This window comes from Bradyrhizobium genosp. SA-4 str. CB756 (genome assembly GCF_000473125.1).
Taxonomy (GTDB): domain Bacteria; phylum Pseudomonadota; class Alphaproteobacteria; order Rhizobiales; family Xanthobacteraceae; genus Bradyrhizobium; species Bradyrhizobium arachidis.
In genome coordinates, this window is record NZ_KI421499.1 from 8,421,771 (window position 1) to 8,443,081 (window position 21,311).

The window sequence follows — 21,311 nt, forward strand, 5'->3', positions numbered from 1 at the left end:
GCTTCGCTTCGCTGCGCTTGTCCGGGACGACGACTGAGATTGAGGCGCGACCTTCCCTCACACCATCCGCAACACCACCGCGCCTAGCGCCCCCGCCCACAACGCGATTGCGGCCAGCGCCTGGATCGCGAAACCCGGGCCGCGTTTTGCGGCGGCCTGCGAATAGCCCATGAAATAGACGATGCGGCCGATGATCCACACGGCGCCGATCCCGGCCGCAACGGCATCGCCGATATAGATCGCGAACAACCAGAGCGCCGGCAGGAAGATCGGCATCCATTCCAGCGTGTTCATCTGGATGCGGAACGCGCGCTCGAAATCCGGATGGCCCGACATCGCCGGCACCTTGACGCCGGTTTGGGTGCGCGAGCGCGAGACGTTGATGCAGGTGAAGAAATAAAATGCGATCGCCAGCAGCGTGACGAGAGCGGTGAGATGGTACATCGCGAATCCCCTTAGAGACCGCGCTTCAATACCCGGTCAGCTCGAGATAGCCAACGCCGTCATGCGTGCCGGCAAAGCTGATCGGTCCCTCCCAATAGGAGAAGCCCGTCCCCATCCATGCCTTCGGATTGAGCGGCTTGCAAAGAATCGAGAACGAGCGCGAGGGAATCGCGATCTGCCATTCCACCGGCAGCTTGCGGCCCGCGACCTCGGCCGTTGCTTTCGGACTCATCTGGATATCATTGCCCGCAATCATCTGTGTGTCGCCGGCGGCGCTGATCCAGTTGCCGAACGGATAATCCTTGCCGTCCTTCTGGCGCAGCCGGTACAGCATCAGCTTGTCGCCGGATGCGAGATGCAGCGACAGCCAGTCCCAGCCGGTCTGGTCGGCATCGAGCGGCTGGCTGCTCCATTCGCGGTCCATCCAGGCTTGCCCGGAAACATCGACAGGCTTGTCGTCGATGGTGAGCGTGCCGCGCGCACGATAGAACGGCTGGCTGTAATAATACGACGCCTGTCCGCGCTCCGATTTGCGGCTGTAGCCGTGGTCGCCCTGCAGCACCACCGGACGATCGGCCTCCAGCGTCAACGCGTAGCTGAAGTCGGTGCCCGAGGCCTTCAGCGTCAACGGCGCCAGGGTGTGGTCGCCGGTCTTTTCAAAACCTTTCATCTCCCAATCATCGATCCAGGCCGCGAACGGCTTGTCCGTGACGCCGGCCTGCCCCACACCCCCGCGCGAAAACACCTCGCTGAAGCGGTGCGTGCCTGCGCGCGTCACTGCGGCATGCGCCATCCAGATCTGCTGATTGGCCCAGCCTTCGCCTTGCGGCCCCGGCCGCGCCGCCTGCCGAAACAGCGTCCATTGCAGGCCGCACGCCGCGCCGCTGCTGTCGATGAGATTCGCCGTGAGATACCACCATTCGATGCGAAACTCCGGATGCGGCCCGTGATCGGCTGGGAAAGCAAAGGCCTTTCCCGGCGTCACCTTGGCAAAACCGTCGGCGGTCTCGCCGAGCCCGGCATAACCTTGCGCGCTGGCGCGGCGTGCGAGAGCGAGCGCGGCGAGGCCGCCGGCAAAGGCGCGCCGGGAGATCCGATCAGCGCTCATTGGCAAACACCTTGACGAGGCTCGCCGGCTGCATCCGCGCCAGCCGCACCATCGGCAGCAGCGCTGCAAGCAGCGAAGCGAGCAGCGCCACCGCAACCAGCTCGACCAGTTGCAGCGGAAAGACGTGGAACGGCAGCCGCCAGCCGAACGCCTTCACGTTCACGATCGCGATCAGGCACCACGCCACCAGGAGCCCGAGCGGCACGGCCAGGAGCGAGGTGAACAGCGCGACCGACAGCGTCTTGGTCAACTCGATCGCGGCAAGGCGCGGCCGCGTGATGCCGACCGCCCACAGCGGCGCGAGCTGCGGCAGGCGCGAGTTCGCCAGCGTCAGCAGGCTGGTCAGGAGCGCAATGCCGGCGACGCCGAGCGTGAAGGCGTTCAGCGCCGACGTCACCGCAAAGGTGCGATTGAAGATGCGGATCGATTCCGCCTTCACCGTCGCCTGGTCGGCGACGCTGCGATCATCGAGCGCGAACTGCTTCTGCAAGGCCGCGATCAGCCCGGCGATATTGTCCTTCGCGACGGTCAGGCCAATCCGGGTCTGCGGCGTCTGCGGAAAATGCCGGATCAGCGCCGCGACATTCACCGCGAGCTGGCCCTTGGGGTTGCCGTAATCGGCATAGATGCCGACGATGTCGAGCTCCCAGGTCCCGCCCGGCGCCGGCACCTCGATCACATCGCCGACACGGACGTTGAGGCGGCGGCTGAGCTGCTCGCTGATGAAGGCGGCATTGCCCGGCACGAGCTGAGTCCAGGCGCGCGGCGCGGTCTCCAGCAGCGGCCAGCGCTCGCGATAGAGCGGGTGGTCGGGCAGGCCGAACAATTCCACCGGCTGGCCCTGAACCTGCGTCTCGGCGCGTCCGCCCGACAGGATCGCCTGCACGTCGCTGCGCTCCTTCAGCCAGTTGCGGATCGCAACGCCCTGCGAATTGTCGGCCGCGCTGATGTAGACGTCGGCGGCGAGCCGCCCGTTGAGCCAGCCGATGAAGGTGCGGCTGAAGGTTTCCACCATGGTGGACACGCCGACATTGACGGCGAGCGCGAGCAGCAACGCCATCAGCGCCAGCGACAGTCCCGACAGTTGTTGCCGGCTATCCGCCCAGAACCACAGCGATAGCGGACCTTGCGCCGTGCGCTGGCCGGCGAGCAGGATGATTTCGAGGAAGGCCGGCAGGATCAGCGCCGCACCTAACATCAGCGCCGCCAGCACGCCGAATCCTGCGATCAGCGACACGCCGTAATGAAGCAGCAGCAGCGCAACCGCGAACACGGCGCCGGCGGCAAGGCTCTGCAGAATCAGCCAGCGCCGCTGCCGCTGCTGCCAGGCGCGCGGCTGCGCCGTCGCCAGCACCGGCATCCTGATCGCCTTGATCAGGCTGGTCGCCGCCGCAACAAGCGCGCCCGCAATGCTGATGCCGATCCCGGCGAGCCACCATTCAGGCCGCAATGTGAGTTGCCCCGGGATCTGCGCGCCGTAGAGCCCGCGCAGCGAGGCCGCGACATCGGGGAGAAGCGCCGCCGCGATGAAATAGCCACAGACGAGCCCGATCAATCCTGCGACCAGCGCCAGCGCCACCAGCTCGATCACCAGCACCGTGTTGACCAGCCGCGCCGAGGCACCGCAGGCCCGCAAGGTGCGCAGCATCGGCAGGCGCTGCTCGAAGGCGAGGCCCACGGCCGAATTGACGATGAAGAGGCCGACGAAGAACGACAGCAGGCCGAAGGCCGTGAGGTTGAGATGAAAACTGTCGGTGAGGCGCTCGAGCTCCGTCTCCGCATTCGGCTCGATCCGTTGCAACTGATCGCCGACGACGTCTTGCAGCGGCGCCGGCTTGCCCTTCGGCTTGCCGATCAGCAACCGAGACACCTGATCCGGCTTGTTGAGCAGCCGCTGCGCCACGCCGATATCGACCACTAGCACATCGGGTACGAGCTGCGGGAGCACGCGCAGCGGCGGCAGCTTTGCGCCGCTGCTGATCGGCGGCGCCGCGCCCTCCTGCTCCTGTAGATCGCTCAGCGTCTCCCGCGCCACCAATGTCTGGCCGGGCGGGGCAACGAAGCCGCTCAAATCAGAGGCGCCGAGGCGCGGCGCGTTGCCGACGTCGGCCGGCATCGTCACCGGTTCGATGCCGAGCAGCCGCACCGAGCGTCCGTTGACCTGCACGCGTCCTTCCAGCACCGGCGAGACCGGCCAGCCGGCGCGGCGGAGCTTGACGAACAAGTCTTGGGAGAACGTCGCCGCATTGGGCGCCACCAACATGGCCGTGCGCACGCCGCCGAAGGTCGCCGCGGCGCGGTCATAGGCGTTGCGGGCCTGCTGGTTGATCGCCTGCACGCCGCTCCACAAGGCGGTCGCCGCGATCAGGCCGATCAGGAGGGTTGCGAACTGCATCTTGTGACGCCGCCAATGGCTGAGCAGCACGGCGAGGACCCACAGCGCGCGCCTCATGCGATCCGCCCCGCATGCAGGGTGACGTGGCGATCGAGCGTGCCGGCCAGATGCAGGCTGTGCGTCACCATCAGGAAGCCGCAGCCGGTGCGCGCGACGAGGTCGCGCGTCAGCGCCAGCACGTCGTCGGCGGTGTCTTCGTCCAGATTGCCGGTCGGCTCGTCCGCGAGCAGCAGCGAGGGCTTTGTCGCGAGCGCGCGGCCGATCGCGACGCGCTGCTGCTGGCCGCCCGATAATTGCTCCGGATAACGCCTGAGCAGCTGGCCGAGCCCGAGCCGCTCGACCAGCTCCTTGGTCCAGGCCGCATCATGCCGGCCGGCGATCCGCGCCTGGAAGGCGAGATTGTCGGCGACCGAGAGAGACGGGATCAGGTTGAACTGCTGGAACACGAGGCCGATGCGGTCGCGCCGCAGCTCTGCGCGCCCGGCGTCGGAGAGCTTGGTGACCTCGATATCCTCCAGCCGGATCGAGCCGCCGTCGGCGGCATCGAGGCCGGCGATCAGGTGCAGCAGCGTGCTCTTGCCGCTGCCGGACTCGCCGGTCAGCGCCACGCGCTCGCCTGCCCTAAGGTCGAGATCGACGCCGCGCAGCACGTGAACCGGCTCACCGGCCGAGGCGAAGGTCTTGGAGAGATTTCGGATAGTCAGCACGATGAATGGCGCCGGGCGGAATTAACGGAAATGTTGCGTAGCACACTTGGTGGGGAAATGCCGGGGTTGCGTTGCTGTCGCAGCCGTTGTTAGCTTCACGAAGGCCAAATCAAAAAAGTGCCAAAAAACACAGACGGGGAGAATCATGAGCGCTCAGGGAATGCCGTCCGCGGCGGGTACGACGGCAGGGACGTCCAAAGAAACGCCGAAGGGCGCCTGGACCGTCACGTTTCTGCTCTTTCTCTTCATGCTGGTAAACTTCGCCGACAAGATCGTCGTCGGCCTCGCCGGCGTGCCGATCATGACCGACATGAAGCTCAGCGCCGAGCAATTCGGCCTGCTCGGCTCCTCGTTCTTCTTCCTGTTCTCGATCTCGGCCATCGTCGTCGGCTTCATCGTCAACAAGGTGCCGACGCGCTGGGTGCTGCTCACGCTGGCCGTGATCTGGGCGCTGGCACAGTTTCCGATGGTCGGCACCGTCTCCTTCACCACGCTCCTGATCTGCCGCATCGTGCTCGGCGCGGGCGAGGGTCCGGCCTTCTCGGTCGCCGCGCACGCGATCTACAAATGGTTCCCCGACGAGAAGCGCACGCTGCCGACCGCGATCCTGTCGCAAGGCTCGGCCTTCGGCGTCATCCTCGCGGTGCCGGCGCTGAACTGGGTCATCGTCAATCACTCCTGGCACTATGCCTTCGGTGCCCTTGGCGTCGTAGGCCTGATCTGGGTTGCGGCCTGGCTCGCGCTCGGCAAGGAAGGGCCGCTCGAGAGCACGCAGGTCTCGGCCGCGACCGAGCCGGCGATTCCCTACCTGCAGCTTCTCACCTCGCGCACCTTCATCGGCTGCGTCGCGGCGACCTTCGGCGCTTACTGGGCGCTGTCGCTCGGCCTCACCTGGTTCACGCCTTTCATCGTCAAGGGTCTCGGCTTCTCGCAGAGCCAGGCTGGCTTCATCTCGATCCTGCCCTGGGTGTTCGGTGCCACCATCGTGATTCTCACGGGGTGGATCTCGCAGGTGATGATGGCCCGCGGCTACAACACCCGCATCGCCCGCGGCGTGCTCGGCGCGGTGCCGCTGGTGATCGGCGGGCTGATCCTGGCGATGATGCCGCATGTCCAGGGCGCGAGCTTCCAGATCGTCCTGCTCGTGGTCGGCACCGGCCTGTGCGGCGCGATCTACGTCGTCTGCCCGCCCATGCTCGGCGAGTTCACGCCGGTATCGCAGCGCGGCGCCATCCTCGCGATCTACGGAGCGCTCTACACGCTCTCGGGCATCATCGCGCCGAACGTGATGGGCACCGTGATCCAGCACGCCGGCAGCATGCTCGATGGCTACATGACCGGCTTCAGCATCAACGCCGCCGTCATGGTCGGCTCTGGCCTGCTCGGCCTGCTGCTGCTCTGGCCGAACACGGAAAAGGCGCGGCTAACGCGTGGTGCGGCGGCGCAGCCCGCCCCGCTGAAAGGCGCGGTCTCGCCGACGTAAGCGGGCTGCAAGGCAAGCTGTTCGCCCCAACCACAACTGTCGTCCCGGACAAGCGCAGCGAAGCGGAGCGCCGATCCGGGATCCATAACCACAGGGAGAAGTTTGGCGGAAGCTCGTAACTCCGAGTCTTCGCCAAATTTCTCCCTGTGGTTATGGGTCCCCGCGTTCGCGGGGACGACAGCGGGGAGTGAGGCGCGGCTTGTGCGCCTCAGCGACAGCCCTCGCCTAATTCATCCCCTGCGCGCCACGAATCAGCTTGCCCGGCCGCTGCCCCGTGGCCTCGCCGTGCCGCCGCGTCAGCACGCCCGACACGATCGTCGCCTCATAGCCGTCGACATCCTGCAACAGCCTGCGACCGCCGACCGGCAGATCGTAATGCACCTTCGGTGGATGCAGGTGCAGGCGGTCGTAGTCGATCACGTTGACGTCGGCCTTGTAGCCGGGGGCGATCAGCCCGCGGTCGGTGAGGCCGACCGAGAGCGCGGTCTTGCGCGACTGCGCGGCGACCACGAACGGGATCGTCAGCTTCTCGCCGCGCTTGCGGTCGCGCGTCCAGTGCGTCAGCAGATAGGTCGGGAAGCTGGCATCGCAGATGATGCCGCAATGCGCGCCGCCGTCGGACAGGCCCGGCACCGATTGCGGATCGATCAGCATCTCGCGTGTCGCATCGAGATTGCCGTCGGCATAGTTGAGGAACGGCACGTAGAGCATGCCGCGACCCTCGTCCGACAGCATCGCATCATAGGCGAGCTCCTCCGGCTGGCGGCCCTGCCTGCGCGCCTGCGGGCCCAGCGCGTTCTCCGGCGGCTGCTCGTAATCGGGGGGATCGCCGAGCAGGAACATCTTGTCGTAGTTCGGACGGAAGAACAGCGGATCGTCGGTCGACGTCGCCGTCTCGCTGAGGATCGCCTTGCGCACCTCGCTCTGGTGCAACCGCGCCAGCCGCTCCTGCAGCGGCAGATGCGCGATCGCCTTGTAGCTTGGATGGGTCTGGAACGGGTTTCGCGACAGCTCGAGCCCGAGCAGGAGGCCGACCGGACGTGCCGCGATCTGCGCGGTGATGGAGAGGCCGCGCTTGGCGGCCGCATTGATCTCGTCCAGCGTCTGGCGCCAGCGGTCGGGCGCCTTGTCGTTCTGCGTGATCGAGAACGAGATCGGGCACTTCGTGGCGTCCGCGACCCGCAGCATCATCGGCAGATCTTCGTGGATGGTCGAGAGATCAAGCACGAATTGCAGCACGCTGCGGCCCTCGCGATGCATCGCGCCGGCGATCGCGGTCAGCTCGTCCTCGCCGGCTTTCAGCGTCGGGGTGAAATCGCCGGTCGAGGTGCGGTGGTTGAGCGTGCGGGAGGTCGAGAAGCCGAGCGCGCCGGAGCGCACCGCCTCGCCCGCGAGCTTCGCCATCGCAGCGTTGTCCTCGGCGGTCGAGGGATCGCGGCGCGCGCCGCGCTCGCCCATGACATAGACGCGCAGCGCGGCATGCGGCAGCTGCGCGCCGACATCGATGTCGAAATCGCGCTTGGACAGCCAGTTCATGTAATCCGGAAAGCTCTCCCAGGCCCAGGGAATGCCGGCACTCAGCACTGGTTCCGGAATGTCCTCGACGCCTTCCATCAGCTGGATTAGACGGGTGTGATCGGCGGGCTTGCACGGCGCGAAGCCGACGCCGCAATTGCCCATGATCGCCGTGGTGACGCCGTTCTGCGAGGACGGCGTGATGTCCTGGCTCCAGGTGACCTGGCCGTCGTAATGGGTGTGCACGTCAACGAAGCCCGGCGTCACCAGTTTTCCGCGCGCGTCGATCTCTTCTTGTCCCTTCGCCGAAACTTTCCCGACCTCACTGATCCTGCCGCGGGAGATCGCGACGTCAGCCTCGAACAGCTCGCCGCCGCTTCCATCCGCAACAGTGCCGCCGCGGATCACGAGATCAGGGGTGCTCATGGTGTTTCTTCCCGTTTTGTCTTGTTGTGTTGTGTTTTTCTCGTCTCTCTCAGCCGTCGTCCCGGACAAGCGAAGCGCAGATCCGGGACCCATAGCCACAGGGAGGTGTTTGGCGAAGACTCGGAGTTACCGGTCTTGCACTACGACTCCTCCCTGTGGTTATGGGTCCCCGCGTTCGCGGGGACGACAGTTGAATTTGTAGCGATATTGACCGCTCAATTCGCCTTACCTTGCGCCCGCCGCTCGGTGAACGGCGACAGCACCACCGTCGCCAGCATGAAGATCACGGAGGCCCCGAACACCCAGTGCGGGGCGCTCTGGTCCATGATCCAGCCGAACAGCAGCGGAGAGACGATGCCGCCGAGATTGAAGCCGGTGGAGACGATGCCGAAGGCGCGCCCGGCGGCGCCGGGAGGCGCGGCGTTGCGCACCAGCATGTCCCGCGACGGGGCGATCACGCCGGAGAGGAAGCCCGCGGTCGCCATCGTCGCGGTCAAGACCCAGCCAGGCAGCGTGACCAGCGCGATCAGCAGCACGATCGCTGCGTTGGCGGCAAAGCAGGCGGCGGCGACATAGCCGTGATGTTCGGTGTAATCGGCGAGGAAGCCGCCCGCGAGCACACCCACGGCGCTGCAGCCAAGGAACGCCGTCAGCGCGACATTGGCGATCGAATAGGACGCCCCATAGCCGCTCATCAGCGCCACCACGCCGAAATTGTTGATGCCGGCGACCGACAGGCTGAGCAGCGTGAACAGCACAGTGAGCATGATCAGCGCCGGCGTGATCACGGCCTGCTTCGGCGCGGCTGCGTGGCCCGGCTTCTTCTTGTGCGCGCCGGCTTCGGGGATGCCCATGGCCACCAGCAGCAGCGCCACCAGGATGGCGATCGCGCCCGAGGCGATCAGCGCGCCGACACCGCCCGACACCGTGACCAGCGCAGCCACGATCGCCGGCGTCACCGCGCCGCCGAGATAGCCGGCAAAGGTGTGGACCGAGAAGGCACGGCCCATCCGTGCCTCGTCCATGTGCTCGGCGAGGATGGCGTAGTCGGCGGGGTGATAGACGCTGTTGGCGAGTCCGAGCAGCACCGCGCAGGCGATCAGCGCGGGGTAGCTGAGATGCAGGCCGAGCAGGATCAGCGCGAGGCCGCCGAGCGTGAGGCCGCACAGCAGAAGCTTCCGCGCGCCAAAATGGTCGACGAGATAGCCGGTCGGCGCCTGCGTCAGCCCCGACACCACCGCGGACACGGTCAGCGCAAAGCCGAGTTCGACATAGCCGACGCCGAGCTTCTCCTTCAGGAACGGAAACAGCATCGGCAGGACCAGCAGATGGAAATGGCTGACCCAATGCGCGATCGAGATTCCCGTCAGGGTACGCAGCGCGCTGTCCGCCTTGCCTTGTTGCGGTGCGGCGAGAACATCGGCCATTGCAGTTCCGTTTTCACATCCTGGAGGGGATGGGCAAACTATCGGGGAGAGCGGTTATTTGTCCATGAACGCAGGCGCATGGCAGGTAGTGCGGGTGGGGGCTGCATCCCCGCTGTCGTCCCTGCGTTCATGGGGACGACAGCGGTGTTTGGGGCTACCCCCTCACAACGGCTCGTCGTCATTGCCGTAGCGATCCCGCTTCGGCGTGGCGATGTCGCCGTCCTCGTAGTCGTCGTCGAAATCGCGCGGAGGCGGGGGTGTCTTTGCCTTGTCGTCAGCCGTCTTCGTCTTCGGCGGCTCGCTTGGCTTGGCGGTTTTGGCCATGGCTGGTCCCGGATGGTGATGCTGCACCCGATTCTATCCGGAAAATATGTGGGCTTCCTGATCTGCCGCAAGACGGGGTGTCAACGCACCACCGGCCCGCCCGCCTTCTTCCAGGCATCGATGCCGCCGGCAATGTGCGCGGTGTTCGATAATCCCGCATCCTTCGCGGCGGCCACCGCCATCGCCGAGCGCTCGCCGAAGGCGCAGAAGAACACGACTCGGCGGCCCGTGGCGGCGGCGACCTCGCGCAGCATGCCGCCGGGCTTCAGGCTCTCCTCGACCGACGGATAGGGCGTGTGCAGCGCGCCTTCGAGCATGCCGTGCTTCATGCGCTCATTGGTCTCGCGGAGATCGACAAGCAGGATGTCGGGCCGGTGGAGCGAACGGATCGCCTCCGCGGCGCTGAGCGCGCGGCCTTCCTTCTCCAGTTCCTCCTGATGCAGGCCGACGCGCATGTTGGCGGGCACCGCGACGTCCATCATCTTCGGATTGGGCAGCTTCAGGTTCGCCATCAGCTCGATATATTCGTCGACCGAGCGCACCTGGAGCCGCGGATTGTAGCGCTTCTCCTCGCCGATGGTGGAGACGGTGTCGCCCTTGTAGTCGTGCGCCGGAAACACCATGGTCTCGTCCGGCAGCTTCAAGAGGCGATTGAAGATCGACTCGTATTGTGCGCGCGACGAGCCGTTCTGGAAATCGGTGCGGCCGGTGCCGCGGATCAACAGCGTATCGCCGGTGAAGACGCGGTCGCCCATCAGATAGGAATAGGAGTCGTCGGTGTGGCCGGGCGTGTACATCACGTCGAGCGACAGGCCCTCGATCGTCACCTTGTCGCCATCGGCAACCCGCATCGCCACCACGTCGGCCTTGGTCTGGTCGCCCATCACGGTCATGCAATGGGTGCGGTCGCGCAGCTCGCCGAGCCCGGTGACGTGGTCGGCATGCAGATGAGTGTCGACCGCCTTGACCAGCTTGAGGTCGAGCTCGCGCAGCAGCTGGCAATAGCGATCGACCTTCTCCAGCACGGGATCGAGGATCAACGCCTCGCCACCGGGGCGGCTCGCGAGCAGATAGCTGTAAGTGCCCGAAACGCTGTCGAAGAGCTGGCGGAAGATCATGGGCAGGCCCCGGTGTGGAACTGATTTCGAGGATTCTACTACGGGGCGGGGCAGAAAGAGAAGCAATTCACTGTGTAGACGGTAAAATTTGGAAGATTTTTATTCCTCGAGATGGGGCGGCGAGGCAGTTTGGGGCAACCGCCTGCCCACAAATTCAGTGTCGTCCCTGCCTAGTGCGCAATTGCGCACACGGGGCGCAGGGATCCCAGAAGGAGTTTGGAGCGAAGCGGACATGCATCCGGCCTCAAGGATTTCGCCTTGCGATCCGGAACGGTGATCCGGCTGTCCCAATTAGAACTCCCACCTTAAAGGTGACAAATTTCGGACTCTTGAGAAGAGCGGTCGAGAATTACTGCATGAAGTCAGAGTGCACGAATGAGCCCTTCCGGATCTTTGATCGCGATCCTGCCGTGTAATGACCTTGATGCGTCGGAGCGGTTCTATAATCGATTGGGCTTTGCGCGCCCGGACAGCGAAAGGCCTGCTCCAGGAGAACGCGACACCTATCGCATGCTGTCGAACTCGAAAGGCGGATATCTACATCTGACGGACGCGGTCGAGGGATGGTTGACACCGGGCAGAAACCCTTTTGGGCTTTATCTTTACCTTGAGGATGTTGACGCTGCGGCGCGCGAATTTCAGCAATCACCCGAAGACAAGCCGTGGGGGATGTACGAATTTGCCGTGTCTGATCCAGATGAAACGTTGGTCCGTGTCGGCTGGCCAACCCGTCTCCGCGCTGGTGCTCAATAATTCGTCCGCAGTTGGGCCCTTGGCCGACATGACCAGGCGCGCCTCTTTTGTGCGTTTCCGGTGGTAATGCGGACGTCGTCCGGCGGGCGGATTTATGGGTACACGCCCTAGACAGGGACGACAGGGGAGTGTTCGGCGGGACAGCGGCCCCTACGGCCTCACCACCGTGTACCCGTTCTCCGCCAGGAACAGGATCTGCCCGACCCCGACCTGCACCGGTGTCGCCGCCGGAATGAACTCCGGCCGCTTCCCGGTCTCCCGCTCGATCGTGTCGACCGTGTTGAGGCAGATGTCGAAGCGCACGCCCTGCGCGATCAGGCTCTCGACCTGCTTGCGGCGCTCGCTGCCTGACAGCAACAGATCGATGCCGGGACCGAATGCGACGACCTCGATCGCAACCTTGTCGGGATCGTAGGCTTTCAGGAGATTGTTGGCTACGCTGAGCACCAGCGCCTGCTTCTTCGCATCGCCGTCGGAGAGCTGGAGCACGATCTTGTGCTCGGCGAACGGCTTGTCCTGGAGCGGCACCTGCTGGGCAAAAGCCTGCGGCATCGTCATCCAGGCGAGCAGCATCAGCACGCGAAGAATTTGCGACCGCATCATCCCTATCCCGCAATGCCCGGATTGCCCTCGACGCCCTTCAGCGTGACGCCGCTGCCGAGCCGTTCCTGAAGCATCCGGCCCGAGCGCAGATATTTGGCGACGACATCCCACACCGGTGCGCCCTGCTGGCCGTTGACCGAGGCCCAGCCCGCGACCTTGTAGCGGTGGCTCGCATTGATCGCCTTGCTGCCACTGAGCTTCAGCTCGGAGATGCGGCTGCCGATCGCGTTCGTCGGGCTGCAGGTGTAGCTGAGCCCGCCGGCGCGCACCATGTCGCCGCCCTGCTGGTAATAGGGATCGGCGTTGAAGAGATTGTCGCAGATGTCTTCCAGCACGTTCTTGATCTCTGCGCCGGTCATCTCCTGCACATAGGTCTCGGGATAGCTGATCGCGGTCTCCGCGAGCACGTCCTCCATGGTCAGCGCCTGGCCCGACAGCGCGGTGACGCCCCAGCGGAAACCCGGCGACAACGCGATCTCGGCGTCGAGCTCGGTGCGCAGCGCAGTGCAGATCAGCTCGTCCATGGGCCCGGCGAAATTGTCGCGGCGATAGAGCAGGCGATCCGGGGTGGCGATCTTCTCCGCCCAGTCGGTCACATGCGGCGCGCGCAGCCGGCCGATCAATTCGGCCATGGCCGGATCGGGCTTGAGCAGCTCGGAATAAACAGGCAGCAGATGATATCTGACGTCGCCGACCTTGCCCTTCTCGAGCGCGAGATCGAGCACGCCCAGGAACTTCCCGTTGGAGCCGGCATTGGTGACGAGCGTGGTGCCGCCGGCATTCGTCACGGCAATCGGCTGCGGCACGGCGTCATGGGTATGGCCGCCGAGGATGACGTCGATGCCGGTGACGCGGCTTGCGAGCTTGAGATCGACATCCATGCCGTTGTGCGAGAGCAGGATGACCGCATCGACCTTGTCGGTGCTGCGCAGGCCGTCGACGTGTTTCTGCAGCTCTTCCTCGCGGATGCCGAAGGTCCAGTCGGGCGTGAAGCGCTTGGGATGCGCGATCGGCACATAGGGAAACGCCTGGCCGATGATCGCGACGCGATGGCTGCCGAGCTCCTTGATTACCGAGGGCTTGAACACGCGCCCGCTGGCCTTGTCGAAGGCGAGCGCATCGTTGAACGCGGCTTCCTCGGTGAGGAAAACGTTCTGCGCCAGAAACTCGCCCTTGAAGCGCTCGAGATTGTCGCGCAGCGCCTGCTCGCCATAGGTGAATTCCCAATGGCCGGTCATCGCCTCGATGCCGAGCAGGTTGGCGACCTCGACCATGTCGCGGCCCTGCATGGTGTTGGCAAGCCCGGTGCCCTGCCAGAGATCGCCACCGTCGACGAGCACCGAGCGCTTCTCGCCGGCATCGCCGCGCAAACGGTCGATCAGCGTCTTCAGATGGGCAAAGCCGCCGAGCTTGCCGAAGCGGCCCGCGGACTTCTCGAACTCGAAGCAGGTGAAGGCGTAGGCATCGGCGCTGTCGGACCGGATGCCGAACCGCTCCAGGAAAGCGCGGCCGACCAGATGCGGTGGTCGCCCCGCCATCTCGCCGATGCCGATATTGACGCTGGGCTCGCGGAAATAGACCGGGTTGAGCTGCGCATGCGTGTCGGTGGTGTGCAGGATCCGCGCATTGCCGAACCGTTCGAGGTCGTAAATGCTCGCGGTCTCGGCGCCGCGCGCAAGCCGGGGCAGGCTGAGCGAGGTGGCGACAGCGGCTGTACTCTTCAGGAAATCGCGGCGGCGGATGGCCATCCCAGATTCTCCGCGCCTATGCTCGGCTACGACAGTTCAACGTGCTCAAGTCTAAAGCATGATCCGGAAAAGCGCGCAGCGGTTTTCCGAAAAGATCATGCTCAAACAAACAGCTCAAGCGCCATGGCGATCCTAATCGCATCGCGCTCTAGCGGATTTCCATGGCCTTCCAGGCTTCTTTTTCGGACGTCGCCTGGACAATCGACGCCTTCGCCAGCGCCTCGGCTTCCTTCGAGGCGGCAACCGCGCGGTCGAAATCGCCGCCATCGGCCGCCTTCTTGGCGGCGGCGAGCGCCGATACGGTCACGGTCCACTGGTTGCGCATGCCGGCTGCCTCCTTGGAGGCGGCCTCGGCGGCAGCATAGGCCGCCTTGTAGTCCACCTCATTGGCCGCGCGCGCGGATGGCGCGAGGCTCACGGCGAGTAGCATGGCCAAGGCAAGTGACAGCTTCATGGCCGCGCTCATGGTCGTGCCCCTGGGCCTGAAATCGGCAGGCCGTTGGCGACGTAGGAGAGGAAATACTCGACGTCGCGATATTCATCCGACTGCGGCTCCAGGGGAACCGCGCGGGTCTGGCTGTTGCAGGTGACGAAGCGGCGGCTGATCGTGCCCATGCCGCTCCATTCGGAGCGGTAGATCGGCATCGCGTTGAGGATGCCGAGCGCGGGCGCCAGGATCTCGGCGCGGATGCGCTCGCCCGGGCTCTGCACATGGCAGCTCGCGCAGGAGAAATTCAGCTGGCCGCGGCGGGTGTAGAAATAGCGCTTGCCGTTCTCGAAGGCTTCGAGCGCGCGGGGATCGTCGGGAATCTTGATGTCCATCGGCTTGCCGCGCGAGGTGAACGCCATGTAGGCGGTCAGCGAGGCCATCTCGTCCTTGACGTAGGAATAGGGGGCTTCCCCATTGGCCTCGCGGCAGCGGTTGAGCGCAAGCTCCAGCGTGACGACCTTGCCTTCCCCGGTGTCGAAATAGGGATAGTTTTGGCGGATGCCGATGCCGCCGTTCGGGAAGCAGTCGGCATAGGTCTTGCCGTTCTTGAACGGCGTCGCGAACATCTCCTTGCCGGCATCGAGCGCGAACTCGTAAGGCGGGAATTCCTCCTTCTCCTGCCACTGCCGCTTCATGTCGGCGTTCATGGAGTAGGGACCGTTGACGAAGTCCTCGTGCTTCACGTCCGGAAACTTCTGAAAGAAGAAGTTCTGGAACGCCTTGGCATCGGCAACCGGATCGACCTTGTCGGCCGCGACCACGCGCGGCGAGGTCAGCGCGAACGCGACCAGCGCGGCGCTGAGCGAGCCAAGCAGGAGCGAGGTGCGGGCCTTCATCACGAAATCTTCGCGGTGGTCGTGTCCGACGCACCCTTGTTGTCGGTCCAGGAGATCTTGAGCTCGTCGCCTTTCTTGGCGCCCTTGAAGCTGAACTTGACGTAGGGGTCCTTGGAGACCGCTGTGCCCCAATCGGCGACGAAGACGTCCTTGCCGTTGCATTCGAACTTCAGCCGCTGGATGAAGTGCGCAGGGATCAGCTCGCCCTTGGAGTCCTTGACGAGACCGGTGTCCATGGGGTGCTGGATCAGTGTCTGCACTTCGGTGATGTCGCCGTTGGCGGTGGCGCGGACGCGAATGCTGGATGCCATGTCGATTGTCCTCGCTTAGCCGCCGCAGCCGCCGACGGTGACCTTGACCTCTTTGGTCGCGCTGTAGAGCTTGCCGTCGGCTTCCACGATCGCGGTCACGTTGGTGGTCTTGGCCATCTTCAGGCGATTGGCAACGCTCGGCAGCGTGCCCTCGGGAATCCTGTAGGACGCCGCGAGCGCGTTCGGGTTCTCGGCAACGAAGAACGAGATCGAGGTGACCTTGTCGAGCGTCGTCGTCACCGAGATCGGCACCACGCCGCCATTCTCGGCGATCTCCGGCGCATCGAGCTTGATCTTGTCGGACAGTTCGGCGGTCTTGCCGTACAGCGCCTTGATCGCGTCGGCTTCGTTCTTCAGCTTGAACGCCTCTTCCGGATATTTGTCGTTCGCCGCCGCGAGCGCCGACGTAGCGCCGAACGGCAGATTGCCGAGGCCGAGCAGCGCGACGCCGGCTGCGCCTTGAAGGATCAGGCGCCGCGTCGGAAGAGGGCCGGTGGTGGTGGTCATCTCAAATCTCCTGGGATGCCGGAAGTCACAGGGTTTGCAGGAAATCAACGATCGCGCTGATCTCCTGTTCGGTCAAAATCCGATTCCGGCCGAACGGCGGCATCATGGTCTGCGGGTTGCGCTTGGTCTCGTCGAAGATGATCGCGACCAGCTCGTTGCGATCAGGGTATTTTGACTTGATGTCCTTCAGCTCCGGGCCGATCGTTCCCGGCAGGTCGCCGCCCTTGATCACATGGCAGGTCAGGCAGTTGCCCTTGCCGCGGTCGAAGGCGAGCTTCTGGCCCTCGGCGACAGCGGATTGCGCCCGCGCAGGGCTTGCGGCAAGGCCGGCGGCGAGTGCCAGCAGGAGGTAAAGGACGGGGGTCCGGGGAAGGGCGGTCAAGGCGTCATTCCGAGGCGTTATGTCGATGATCTCGTTCGCGAAAATATAGCGTTCCAAAGCACAAAGGGCATCGCCTGACAATCAGGACTATGCACGCGGCAAAATGGAGTTAATATCTTCCGCATTGCAACTAAAGAGATTATTTGTTCGGCGGATTCGGACCCAAGGGTAAGGTCAACGGGCGCGGGTCGCTGTTTTCGGGGCGTTTGGGCGCTCGTTCTGTTTTTTATCTCGTTCTCGTTTTTCAAGGGGACCTCAATTGGCTGACTATGTCGTCGAATTTGGCAGGGACGGCGGACGGGTCGAACCGGACGGGCGGCTCGATGCGCCGGCATTTCATCGCAATCACGAGCCGCTCTGGGCGGCGCTGGAGCAGCATCTTGCTGGTCTCACCGGCAACGTTGTCGAGGTCGGCAGCGGAACCGGCCAGCACGTGGTCCATTTCGCCCGCCAGACGCCGGACCTCGTCTGGTGGCCGAGTGATCTCAACCAGCGGCATCTGAAGAGCATCGAGGCTTGGCGGGTCCATTCGGGCCTGCAAAACATCCGCTCGCCGCTGCGGATCGATCTCACCGATCCCGACTGGTGCCCGGAGATGCGAAGCGGGCAGGCGCCGACCAGCCTTGCCGCCTTGTTCTGCGCCAACGTCATCCATATCGCGCCATGGAGCGTGGCCGAGGGCCTGTTCGCCGGCGCCGGCCGCTACCTGCGCGCCGACGGCAAGCTGTTCCTCTACGGCCCCTTCAAGCGCGACGGCAAGCACACCGCGCTCAGCAACGCCGTGTTCGACACGTCTTTACGCGAAGGCAATCCCGAATGGGGCGTGCGTGATGTCGGCGATGTCGAGAAGCTCGCAACGGCCGTGGGCCTTCGCTTGGTCGACACCATCGAGATGCCCGCGAACAATCTGACGCTGGTGTTTTCTAGAGGCTAGCTCGGGACGTCGTCATGCCCAGGCTTGTCCCGGGCATCCACGTTCTTTAGGCGGCAAAGGCAAGGCGTGGATGGCCGGGTCAAGCCCGGCCATGACGATGGGGAGGCGTCAGCGCTTCAACGCTAGCTTTCATCCCGCCACCCGATCTTCTCCTTCAAGAACCGGAAGCCGATCACCTCGAACCCGGCGCGCTCCTTGTTGTCCTTGCCGTAGCCGTGGCCGCCGGCGGCCGGCTCGTAGAACCAGGCTTCATAGCCCATCGCCTGCAGCTTCGCCGCCATCTTGCGCGCGTGGCCGGGATGGACGCGGTCGTCGCGCCGCGTGGTGGCGATCAGGATCGGCGGATAGGATTGGCCGGCCTTGACGTTGTGATAGGCGGAGTAGGTCTTCAGCCACTCCCACTCCTCCGCCTTGTCGGGATCGCCATATTCCGCGATCCAGCTCGCGCCCGCGAGTAGCTTTGTGTAGCGGCGCATGTCGATCAGCGGGATGGTGCAGAACAACGCGCCGAAGCGCTCGGGATAGCGCACCAGCATGTTGGTGATGAGGATGCCGCCGTTCGATCCGCCTTGCGCGGCGATGCGCTTTGCACTCGTCACGCCGCGGCGGACGAGATCGGCGGCGACGGCGGCGAAATCGTCATGCGAGAGCTTCTTGCCGGCGAGGCGGCCGGCATCGTGCCAGCGCGTGCCGAACTCGCCGCCGCCGCGCAAGTTCGCCTGCACCTTCGTGCCGCCGCGCTCCAGCCACAGCTTGCCGAGCGAAGCGTTGTAGTACGGCTTCACGGAATGCCCGAAGCCGCCATAGGCGCTCATGTAGACCGGCGCATCGCCGGTGTCGGTCGCCGGACCCGTCTGCACATAGGGAATGCGCTCGCCGTCGACCGAGATCGCCTCGTGCTGGGTCACGATGAGACCGTCGGCGGTGAACGTCTTCGGCGCCTGCTTCAGCACCATCGGGCTTTCGACGCCGCGTTCGAGCAGCAGCAGCGACGGCGGGGTGAGCGGATCCTGCACATTGGCGAGCAGATCGCCATTGCTCTCGCTGGGATGGCGATCGAGCGGCCAGATGTCGACGACGCCGATCTGCGGCAAGCCGCCAAGTGTCTCGCGGCTCCAGCCGCCAGCGGACGGCGTGCAGATCTCGAAGCGCGGCTGGAGCTCGTCGAGGATCGAGAGCACGAGCTTGCCCGCGGCCCAGAACAGACCTTGCAGCGCGCGCCGCGGCGCCGGCTCGAACAGCACCGCGAAATCGCGGCTGCCGGCGAGGAAAGCCGAGAGCGAGATGCCGAGCACGGTGTCGGTGGCATAGCTGCGGCCCTCGACCGTCCAGTCCTTGCGCAGCTTGATCGCGAACCAGTCGCCATGCGCCTGCATCCAGATGCCGGTCGGCAGATCGAGCTTCGTCGGGGTGCCGGCCGCATCGCGCAGCCAGATTGCGTGATTGAAGAAGTCGATCTGGTCGATGATCCAGACCCGCGGCTCTGCTCCGGTGTCGTCGCTCATGCCGTAGATCATCATGTGATCGGCTGCGGTCTCGATGATCACCTGCGCCTGCTCGACCGCTTGTCCGCGCCGCCACAGCCGGACCGTCCGCGCATAGCCCGAGCTCGTCGCCATGCCCTCGCCATGCGCGCTCGACAGCAGCAGCGTGTCGGCATCGAGCCAGTCGACGCCGCCCTTGGCCTCCGGCAGCGTGAAGCCGTCCGTGACAAAACTCTTCGTGGCGAGGTCGAACTCGCGCAAGGTGACGGCATCGCTGCCGCCGCGCGACAAGCTCAGGATCGCCCGCGTACTGCCCGGCATCGTGGCGATCTGGCTGAGCAGCCAGTCCTCGCCTTCGTGCGCTGCGAGCTGGTCGATATCCAGAATCGTCTCCCACGCAGGGCTCGCTTTGCGAAACTCCGCCAGCGTGGTTCGCCGCCACAGCCCGCGCGGGTTGATGGCGTCCTTCCAGAGATTGTGCAGATCGCTGCCGCGGCGGCTGACATAGGGGATGTTGTCGGGACGATCATAGATCGCTGCGAGGATGTCGCGGTCGCGTTCGAACGCCGCACCGCCGAAGGCGGCGAGCGTCAGCTGATTCTGCCGCTCGACGAAATCAAGCGGCTGCTTGCCTTCGATCTCCTCCAGCCACAGCCAGGGATCGTCGTCGGGAGCGCTTAGCGTGGGCCTGTCATCAACGGACATGAACGAAACTCCGAAAAATCGCGGCGGATAGGATTTGATCGAGCGCAAGCCGTCAAGGCCGCGCTCCGGTATCATCGGCCTGATTGCGTCAGAGGCATGGCCCGCGCCCGTTTGCGCCGGTTGCCCGCCCTCCCGCGCCCCTCCATAGTGCCGGGAATCAACGCGCTCCTCGAGAGCCCCTTGGGGCGGAAATGCCGATGCTAGAAGTGACTTCAGCCAACGAGATCGCCGACGATTCGCGCGTGCGTGCCAATGTGGTGCGCCTTGCGGCGGCGCAGGCGCTGACCGGCGCCAACTCCGCGGTGATCTTCGCCACCGGTGCGATCGTCGGCGCCACGCTCGCGCCCGACATGTCGTTCGCGACCGTGCCGATCTCGATGTATGTGGTGGGCCTCGCCGCCGGCACGCTGCCGACCGGCGCGATCTCGCGCCGCTTCGGCCGCCGCGCCGCCTTCGTCGTCGGCACCGGCCTTGGCGCGCTGACGGGCCTGCTCGGCTGCTTCGCCATCCTGCACGGCTCGTTCGCGCTGTTCTGCCTCGCGACCTTCCTCGGCGGCCTCTATGGCGCAGTGGCGCAATCCTATCGCTTCGCCGCCGCCGACGGCGCCAGTGCCGCGTATCGGCCCAAGGCCGTGTCGTGGGTGATGGCCGGCGGCGTGTTCGCCGGCGTGCTCGGTCCGCAGCTCGTGCAATGGACCATGGATGTCTGGTCGCCTTATCTGTTCGCCTTCAGCTTCCTGGTGCAGGCCGCCGTCGCACTGGTCGCGATGGGCATCGTCGCCGGCGTCGATATGCCCAAGCCCGCGCCGGCCGATCTGCACGGCGGCCGGCCGCTGCTCGAGATCGTGACGCAGCCGCGCTTCATCGCCGCCGCGCTGTGCGGCGTCATCTCCTATCCCGTGATGAATCTGGTGATGACCTCGGCGCCGCTCGCCATGAAGATGTGCGGCCTGTCCGTCTCCGATTCCAATTTCGGCATTCAATGGCACATCGTCGCCATGTACGGCCCGAGCTTCTTCACCGGCGCGCTGATCGCGCGCTTCGGTGCTCCCAGAATCGTCGCTGCCGGCCTGCTGCTGGAAGCGGGCGCCGCCGGCATCGGCCTCTCCGGTCTCACCGCGATGCACTTCTGGGCGACGCTGATCGTGCTCGGCGTGGGCTGGAATTTCTCCTTTATCGGCGCCTCCGCGCTGGTGCTGGAGACGCACCGCCCGCAGGAGCGCAACAAGGTGCAGGCCTTCAACGATTTCCTGGTGTTCGGCATGATGGCGATCGGCTCGTTCTCTTCGGGCCAGCTGCTTGCCAATTTCGGCTGGTCCGCGGTGAACATGGTCGTGTTCCCGCCGGTGGTGCTGGGCCTTGCCGTGCTCTCACTGGTCTCCTGGGCGCGCCGCCGCAAGGCGCGGCTGGAGACGGCGATGGGCGAGTTCCCGGACGCGGTGTGACGCATGATCCGGAAAAGTGCGCAGCGGTTTTCCGACTAGATCATGCGCAACAAGTTGGCGGGAGATTGTCAGCAGCATCGATACTTCGATCCAGGTCGAAGTGATTTTCGGGAGTAGGTTACTAAATGTCGTCATGGCCGGGCTTGTCCCGGCCATCCACGTCTTA

At 65.1% G+C, this 21,311-nt stretch carries 20 protein-coding genes; 4 read left to right on the forward strand and 16 right to left on the reverse strand.

Going from position 1 to position 21,311, the window contains the following annotated elements; translation table 11 throughout:
- Nucleotides 1-57: 57 nt before the first annotated feature.
- The 4 genes from BRAGE_RS0140660 to BRAGE_RS0140675 are packed head-to-tail and all read right to left on the reverse strand — an operon-like array spanning nucleotide 58 to nucleotide 4,654.
- Nucleotides 58-444, reverse strand: a complete 387-nt coding sequence (locus tag BRAGE_RS0140660; RefSeq protein WP_027563211.1) for an MAPEG family protein — start codon at nucleotides 442-444, stop codon at nucleotides 58-60.
- 25 nt (nucleotides 445-469) lie between these two features.
- Entirely contained in the window at nucleotides 470-1,552 is a 1,083-nt protein-coding gene (locus BRAGE_RS0140665; protein ID WP_027563210.1) for a lipocalin-like domain-containing protein, read from the reverse strand.
- A complete protein-coding gene (locus BRAGE_RS0140670; RefSeq protein ID WP_027563209.1) occupies nucleotides 1,542-4,004 on the reverse strand; it encodes an FtsX-like permease family protein in 2,463 nt (820 codons plus the stop codon). The genes BRAGE_RS0140665 and BRAGE_RS0140670 overlap by 11 nt, the downstream gene beginning before the upstream one ends.
- Nucleotides 4,001-4,654, reverse strand: a complete 654-nt coding sequence (locus BRAGE_RS0140675; RefSeq protein ID WP_027563208.1) for an ABC transporter ATP-binding protein — start codon at nucleotides 4,652-4,654, stop codon at nucleotides 4,001-4,003. The genes BRAGE_RS0140670 and BRAGE_RS0140675 overlap by 4 nt, the downstream gene beginning before the upstream one ends.
- Nucleotides 4,655-4,799: 145 nt before the next feature.
- Between BRAGE_RS0140675 and BRAGE_RS0140680 the strand changes: the two genes are divergently transcribed.
- Complete coding sequence (locus BRAGE_RS0140680) at nucleotides 4,800-6,137, forward strand: MFS transporter (protein WP_027563207.1); 1,338 nt, start codon at nucleotides 4,800-4,802, stop codon at nucleotides 6,135-6,137.
- 225 nt (nucleotides 6,138-6,362) lie between these two features.
- Here the strand turns inward: BRAGE_RS0140680 and BRAGE_RS0140685 are convergent, their stop codons facing one another.
- The 4 genes from BRAGE_RS0140685 to BRAGE_RS0140700 form a co-directional block, all read right to left on the reverse strand.
- The gene (locus BRAGE_RS0140685; RefSeq protein ID WP_027563206.1) at nucleotides 6,363-8,078 is read right to left on the reverse strand and encodes an N-acyl-D-amino-acid deacylase family protein; all 1,716 of its coding nucleotides are present in this window, start codon (nucleotides 8,076-8,078) and stop codon (nucleotides 6,363-6,365) included.
- Between the two features lie 215 nt (nucleotides 8,079-8,293).
- On the reverse strand, nucleotides 8,294-9,505 hold the full coding sequence (locus BRAGE_RS0140690; protein ID WP_027563205.1) for an MFS transporter: 1,212 nt from the start codon (nucleotides 9,503-9,505) through the stop codon (nucleotides 8,294-8,296).
- Between the two features lie 162 nt (nucleotides 9,506-9,667).
- Nucleotides 9,668-9,829: a hypothetical protein gene (locus BRAGE_RS55405; protein WP_035730608.1), complete on the reverse strand. Its 162-nt coding sequence runs from the start codon at nucleotides 9,827-9,829 to the stop codon at nucleotides 9,668-9,670.
- Between the two features lie 80 nt (nucleotides 9,830-9,909).
- Entirely contained in the window at nucleotides 9,910-10,947 is a 1,038-nt protein-coding gene (locus BRAGE_RS0140700; RefSeq protein ID WP_027563204.1) for an MBL fold metallo-hydrolase, read from the reverse strand.
- 375 nt (nucleotides 10,948-11,322) lie between these two features.
- Between BRAGE_RS0140700 and BRAGE_RS50995 the strand changes: the two genes are divergently transcribed.
- Nucleotides 11,323-11,700, forward strand: a complete 378-nt coding sequence (locus BRAGE_RS50995) for a VOC family protein (protein WP_035730611.1) — start codon at nucleotides 11,323-11,325, stop codon at nucleotides 11,698-11,700.
- 150 nt (nucleotides 11,701-11,850) lie between these two features.
- Here BRAGE_RS50995 and BRAGE_RS0140705 read toward each other — a convergent pair whose 3' ends face one another.
- The 7 genes from BRAGE_RS0140705 to soxX form a co-directional block, all read right to left on the reverse strand.
- Complete coding sequence (locus BRAGE_RS0140705) at nucleotides 11,851-12,303, reverse strand: hypothetical protein (protein ID WP_027563203.1); 453 nt, start codon at nucleotides 12,301-12,303, stop codon at nucleotides 11,851-11,853.
- A 2-nt stretch (nucleotides 12,304-12,305) separates the two neighbouring features.
- Complete coding sequence (soxB, locus tag BRAGE_RS0140710; protein ID WP_027563202.1) at nucleotides 12,306-14,051, reverse strand: thiosulfohydrolase SoxB; 1,746 nt, start codon at nucleotides 14,049-14,051, stop codon at nucleotides 12,306-12,308.
- 148 nt (nucleotides 14,052-14,199) lie between these two features.
- The gene (locus BRAGE_RS0140715) at nucleotides 14,200-14,505 is read right to left on the reverse strand and encodes a hypothetical protein (RefSeq protein WP_027563201.1); all 306 of its coding nucleotides are present in this window, start codon (nucleotides 14,503-14,505) and stop codon (nucleotides 14,200-14,202) included.
- 8 nt (nucleotides 14,506-14,513) lie between these two features.
- A complete protein-coding gene (soxA, locus tag BRAGE_RS0140720) occupies nucleotides 14,514-15,377 on the reverse strand; it encodes a sulfur oxidation c-type cytochrome SoxA (RefSeq protein WP_027563200.1) in 864 nt (287 codons plus the stop codon).
- Entirely contained in the window at nucleotides 15,377-15,688 is a 312-nt protein-coding gene (gene soxZ / locus BRAGE_RS0140725) for a thiosulfate oxidation carrier complex protein SoxZ (protein ID WP_027563199.1), read from the reverse strand. The genes soxA and soxZ overlap by 1 nt, the downstream gene beginning before the upstream one ends.
- 15 nt (nucleotides 15,689-15,703) lie before the next feature.
- A complete protein-coding gene (gene soxY, locus BRAGE_RS0140730) occupies nucleotides 15,704-16,195 on the reverse strand; it encodes a thiosulfate oxidation carrier protein SoxY (protein ID WP_027563198.1) in 492 nt (163 codons plus the stop codon).
- Nucleotides 16,196-16,220: 25 nt separating this feature from the next.
- Nucleotides 16,221-16,577, reverse strand: coding sequence for a sulfur oxidation c-type cytochrome SoxX (gene soxX / locus BRAGE_RS0140735; protein WP_027563197.1), 357 nt, complete (start codon nucleotides 16,575-16,577; stop codon nucleotides 16,221-16,223).
- A 259-nt stretch (nucleotides 16,578-16,836) separates the two neighbouring features.
- Between soxX and BRAGE_RS0140740 the strand changes: the two genes are divergently transcribed.
- Nucleotides 16,837-17,511: a DUF938 domain-containing protein gene (locus BRAGE_RS0140740; protein ID WP_027563196.1), complete on the forward strand. Its 675-nt coding sequence runs from the start codon at nucleotides 16,837-16,839 to the stop codon at nucleotides 17,509-17,511.
- A 122-nt stretch (nucleotides 17,512-17,633) separates the two neighbouring features.
- Here BRAGE_RS0140740 and BRAGE_RS0140745 read toward each other — a convergent pair whose 3' ends face one another.
- Nucleotides 17,634-19,700 (reverse strand): prolyl oligopeptidase family serine peptidase, encoded by a 2,067-nt coding sequence (locus tag BRAGE_RS0140745; protein WP_027563195.1) that lies wholly within the window; start codon nucleotides 19,698-19,700, stop codon nucleotides 17,634-17,636.
- Nucleotides 19,701-19,897: 197 nt separating this feature from the next.
- Here BRAGE_RS0140745 and BRAGE_RS0140750 point away from each other — a divergent pair, with 197 nt between their 5' ends.
- Complete coding sequence (locus BRAGE_RS0140750) at nucleotides 19,898-21,145, forward strand: MFS transporter (RefSeq protein WP_027563194.1); 1,248 nt, start codon at nucleotides 19,898-19,900, stop codon at nucleotides 21,143-21,145.
- Nucleotides 21,146-21,311 lie beyond the last annotated feature (166 nt).

What these genes read in the sequence shown, in the direction of transcription:
- BRAGE_RS0140660 (WP_027563211.1), bottom strand. Translation starts at nt 444, where the DNA reads ATGTACCATCTCACCGCTCTCGTCACGCTGCTGGCGATCGCATTTTAT.
- BRAGE_RS0140665 (WP_027563210.1), bottom strand. Translation starts at nt 1,552, where the DNA reads ATGAGCGCTGATCGGATCTCCCGGCGCGCCTTTGCCGGCGGCCTCGCC.
- BRAGE_RS0140670 (WP_027563209.1), bottom strand. Translation starts at nt 4,004, where the DNA reads ATGAGGCGCGCGCTGTGGGTCCTCGCCGTGCTGCTCAGCCATTGGCGG.
- BRAGE_RS0140680 (WP_027563207.1), top strand. Translation starts at nt 4,800, where the DNA reads ATGAGCGCTCAGGGAATGCCGTCCGCGGCGGGTACGACGGCAGGGACG.
- BRAGE_RS0140685 (WP_027563206.1), bottom strand. Translation starts at nt 8,078, where the DNA reads ATGAGCACCCCTGATCTCGTGATCCGCGGCGGCACTGTTGCGGATGGA.
- BRAGE_RS0140690 (WP_027563205.1), bottom strand. Translation starts at nt 9,505, where the DNA reads ATGGCCGATGTTCTCGCCGCACCGCAACAAGGCAAGGCGGACAGCGCG.
- BRAGE_RS55405 (WP_035730608.1), bottom strand. Translation starts at nt 9,829, where the DNA reads ATGGCCAAAACCGCCAAGCCAAGCGAGCCGCCGAAGACGAAGACGGCT.
- BRAGE_RS0140700 (WP_027563204.1), bottom strand. Translation starts at nt 10,947, where the DNA reads ATGATCTTCCGCCAGCTCTTCGACAGCGTTTCGGGCACTTACAGCTAT.
- BRAGE_RS50995 (WP_035730611.1), top strand. Translation starts at nt 11,323, where the DNA reads ATGAGCCCTTCCGGATCTTTGATCGCGATCCTGCCGTGTAATGACCTT.
- BRAGE_RS0140705 (WP_027563203.1), bottom strand. Translation starts at nt 12,303, where the DNA reads ATGATGCGGTCGCAAATTCTTCGCGTGCTGATGCTGCTCGCCTGGATG.
- soxB (WP_027563202.1), bottom strand. Translation starts at nt 14,051, where the DNA reads ATGGCCATCCGCCGCCGCGATTTCCTGAAGAGTACAGCCGCTGTCGCC.
- BRAGE_RS0140715 (WP_027563201.1), bottom strand. Translation starts at nt 14,505, where the DNA reads ATGAAGCTGTCACTTGCCTTGGCCATGCTACTCGCCGTGAGCCTCGCG.
- soxA (WP_027563200.1), bottom strand. Translation starts at nt 15,377, where the DNA reads ATGAAGGCCCGCACCTCGCTCCTGCTTGGCTCGCTCAGCGCCGCGCTG.
- soxZ (WP_027563199.1), bottom strand. Translation starts at nt 15,688, where the DNA reads ATGGCATCCAGCATTCGCGTCCGCGCCACCGCCAACGGCGACATCACC.
- soxY (WP_027563198.1), bottom strand. Translation starts at nt 16,195, where the DNA reads ATGACCACCACCACCGGCCCTCTTCCGACGCGGCGCCTGATCCTTCAA.
- BRAGE_RS0140745 (WP_027563195.1), bottom strand. Translation starts at nt 19,700, where the DNA reads ATGTCCGTTGATGACAGGCCCACGCTAAGCGCTCCCGACGACGATCCC.
- BRAGE_RS0140750 (WP_027563194.1), top strand. Translation starts at nt 19,898, where the DNA reads ATGCTAGAAGTGACTTCAGCCAACGAGATCGCCGACGATTCGCGCGTG.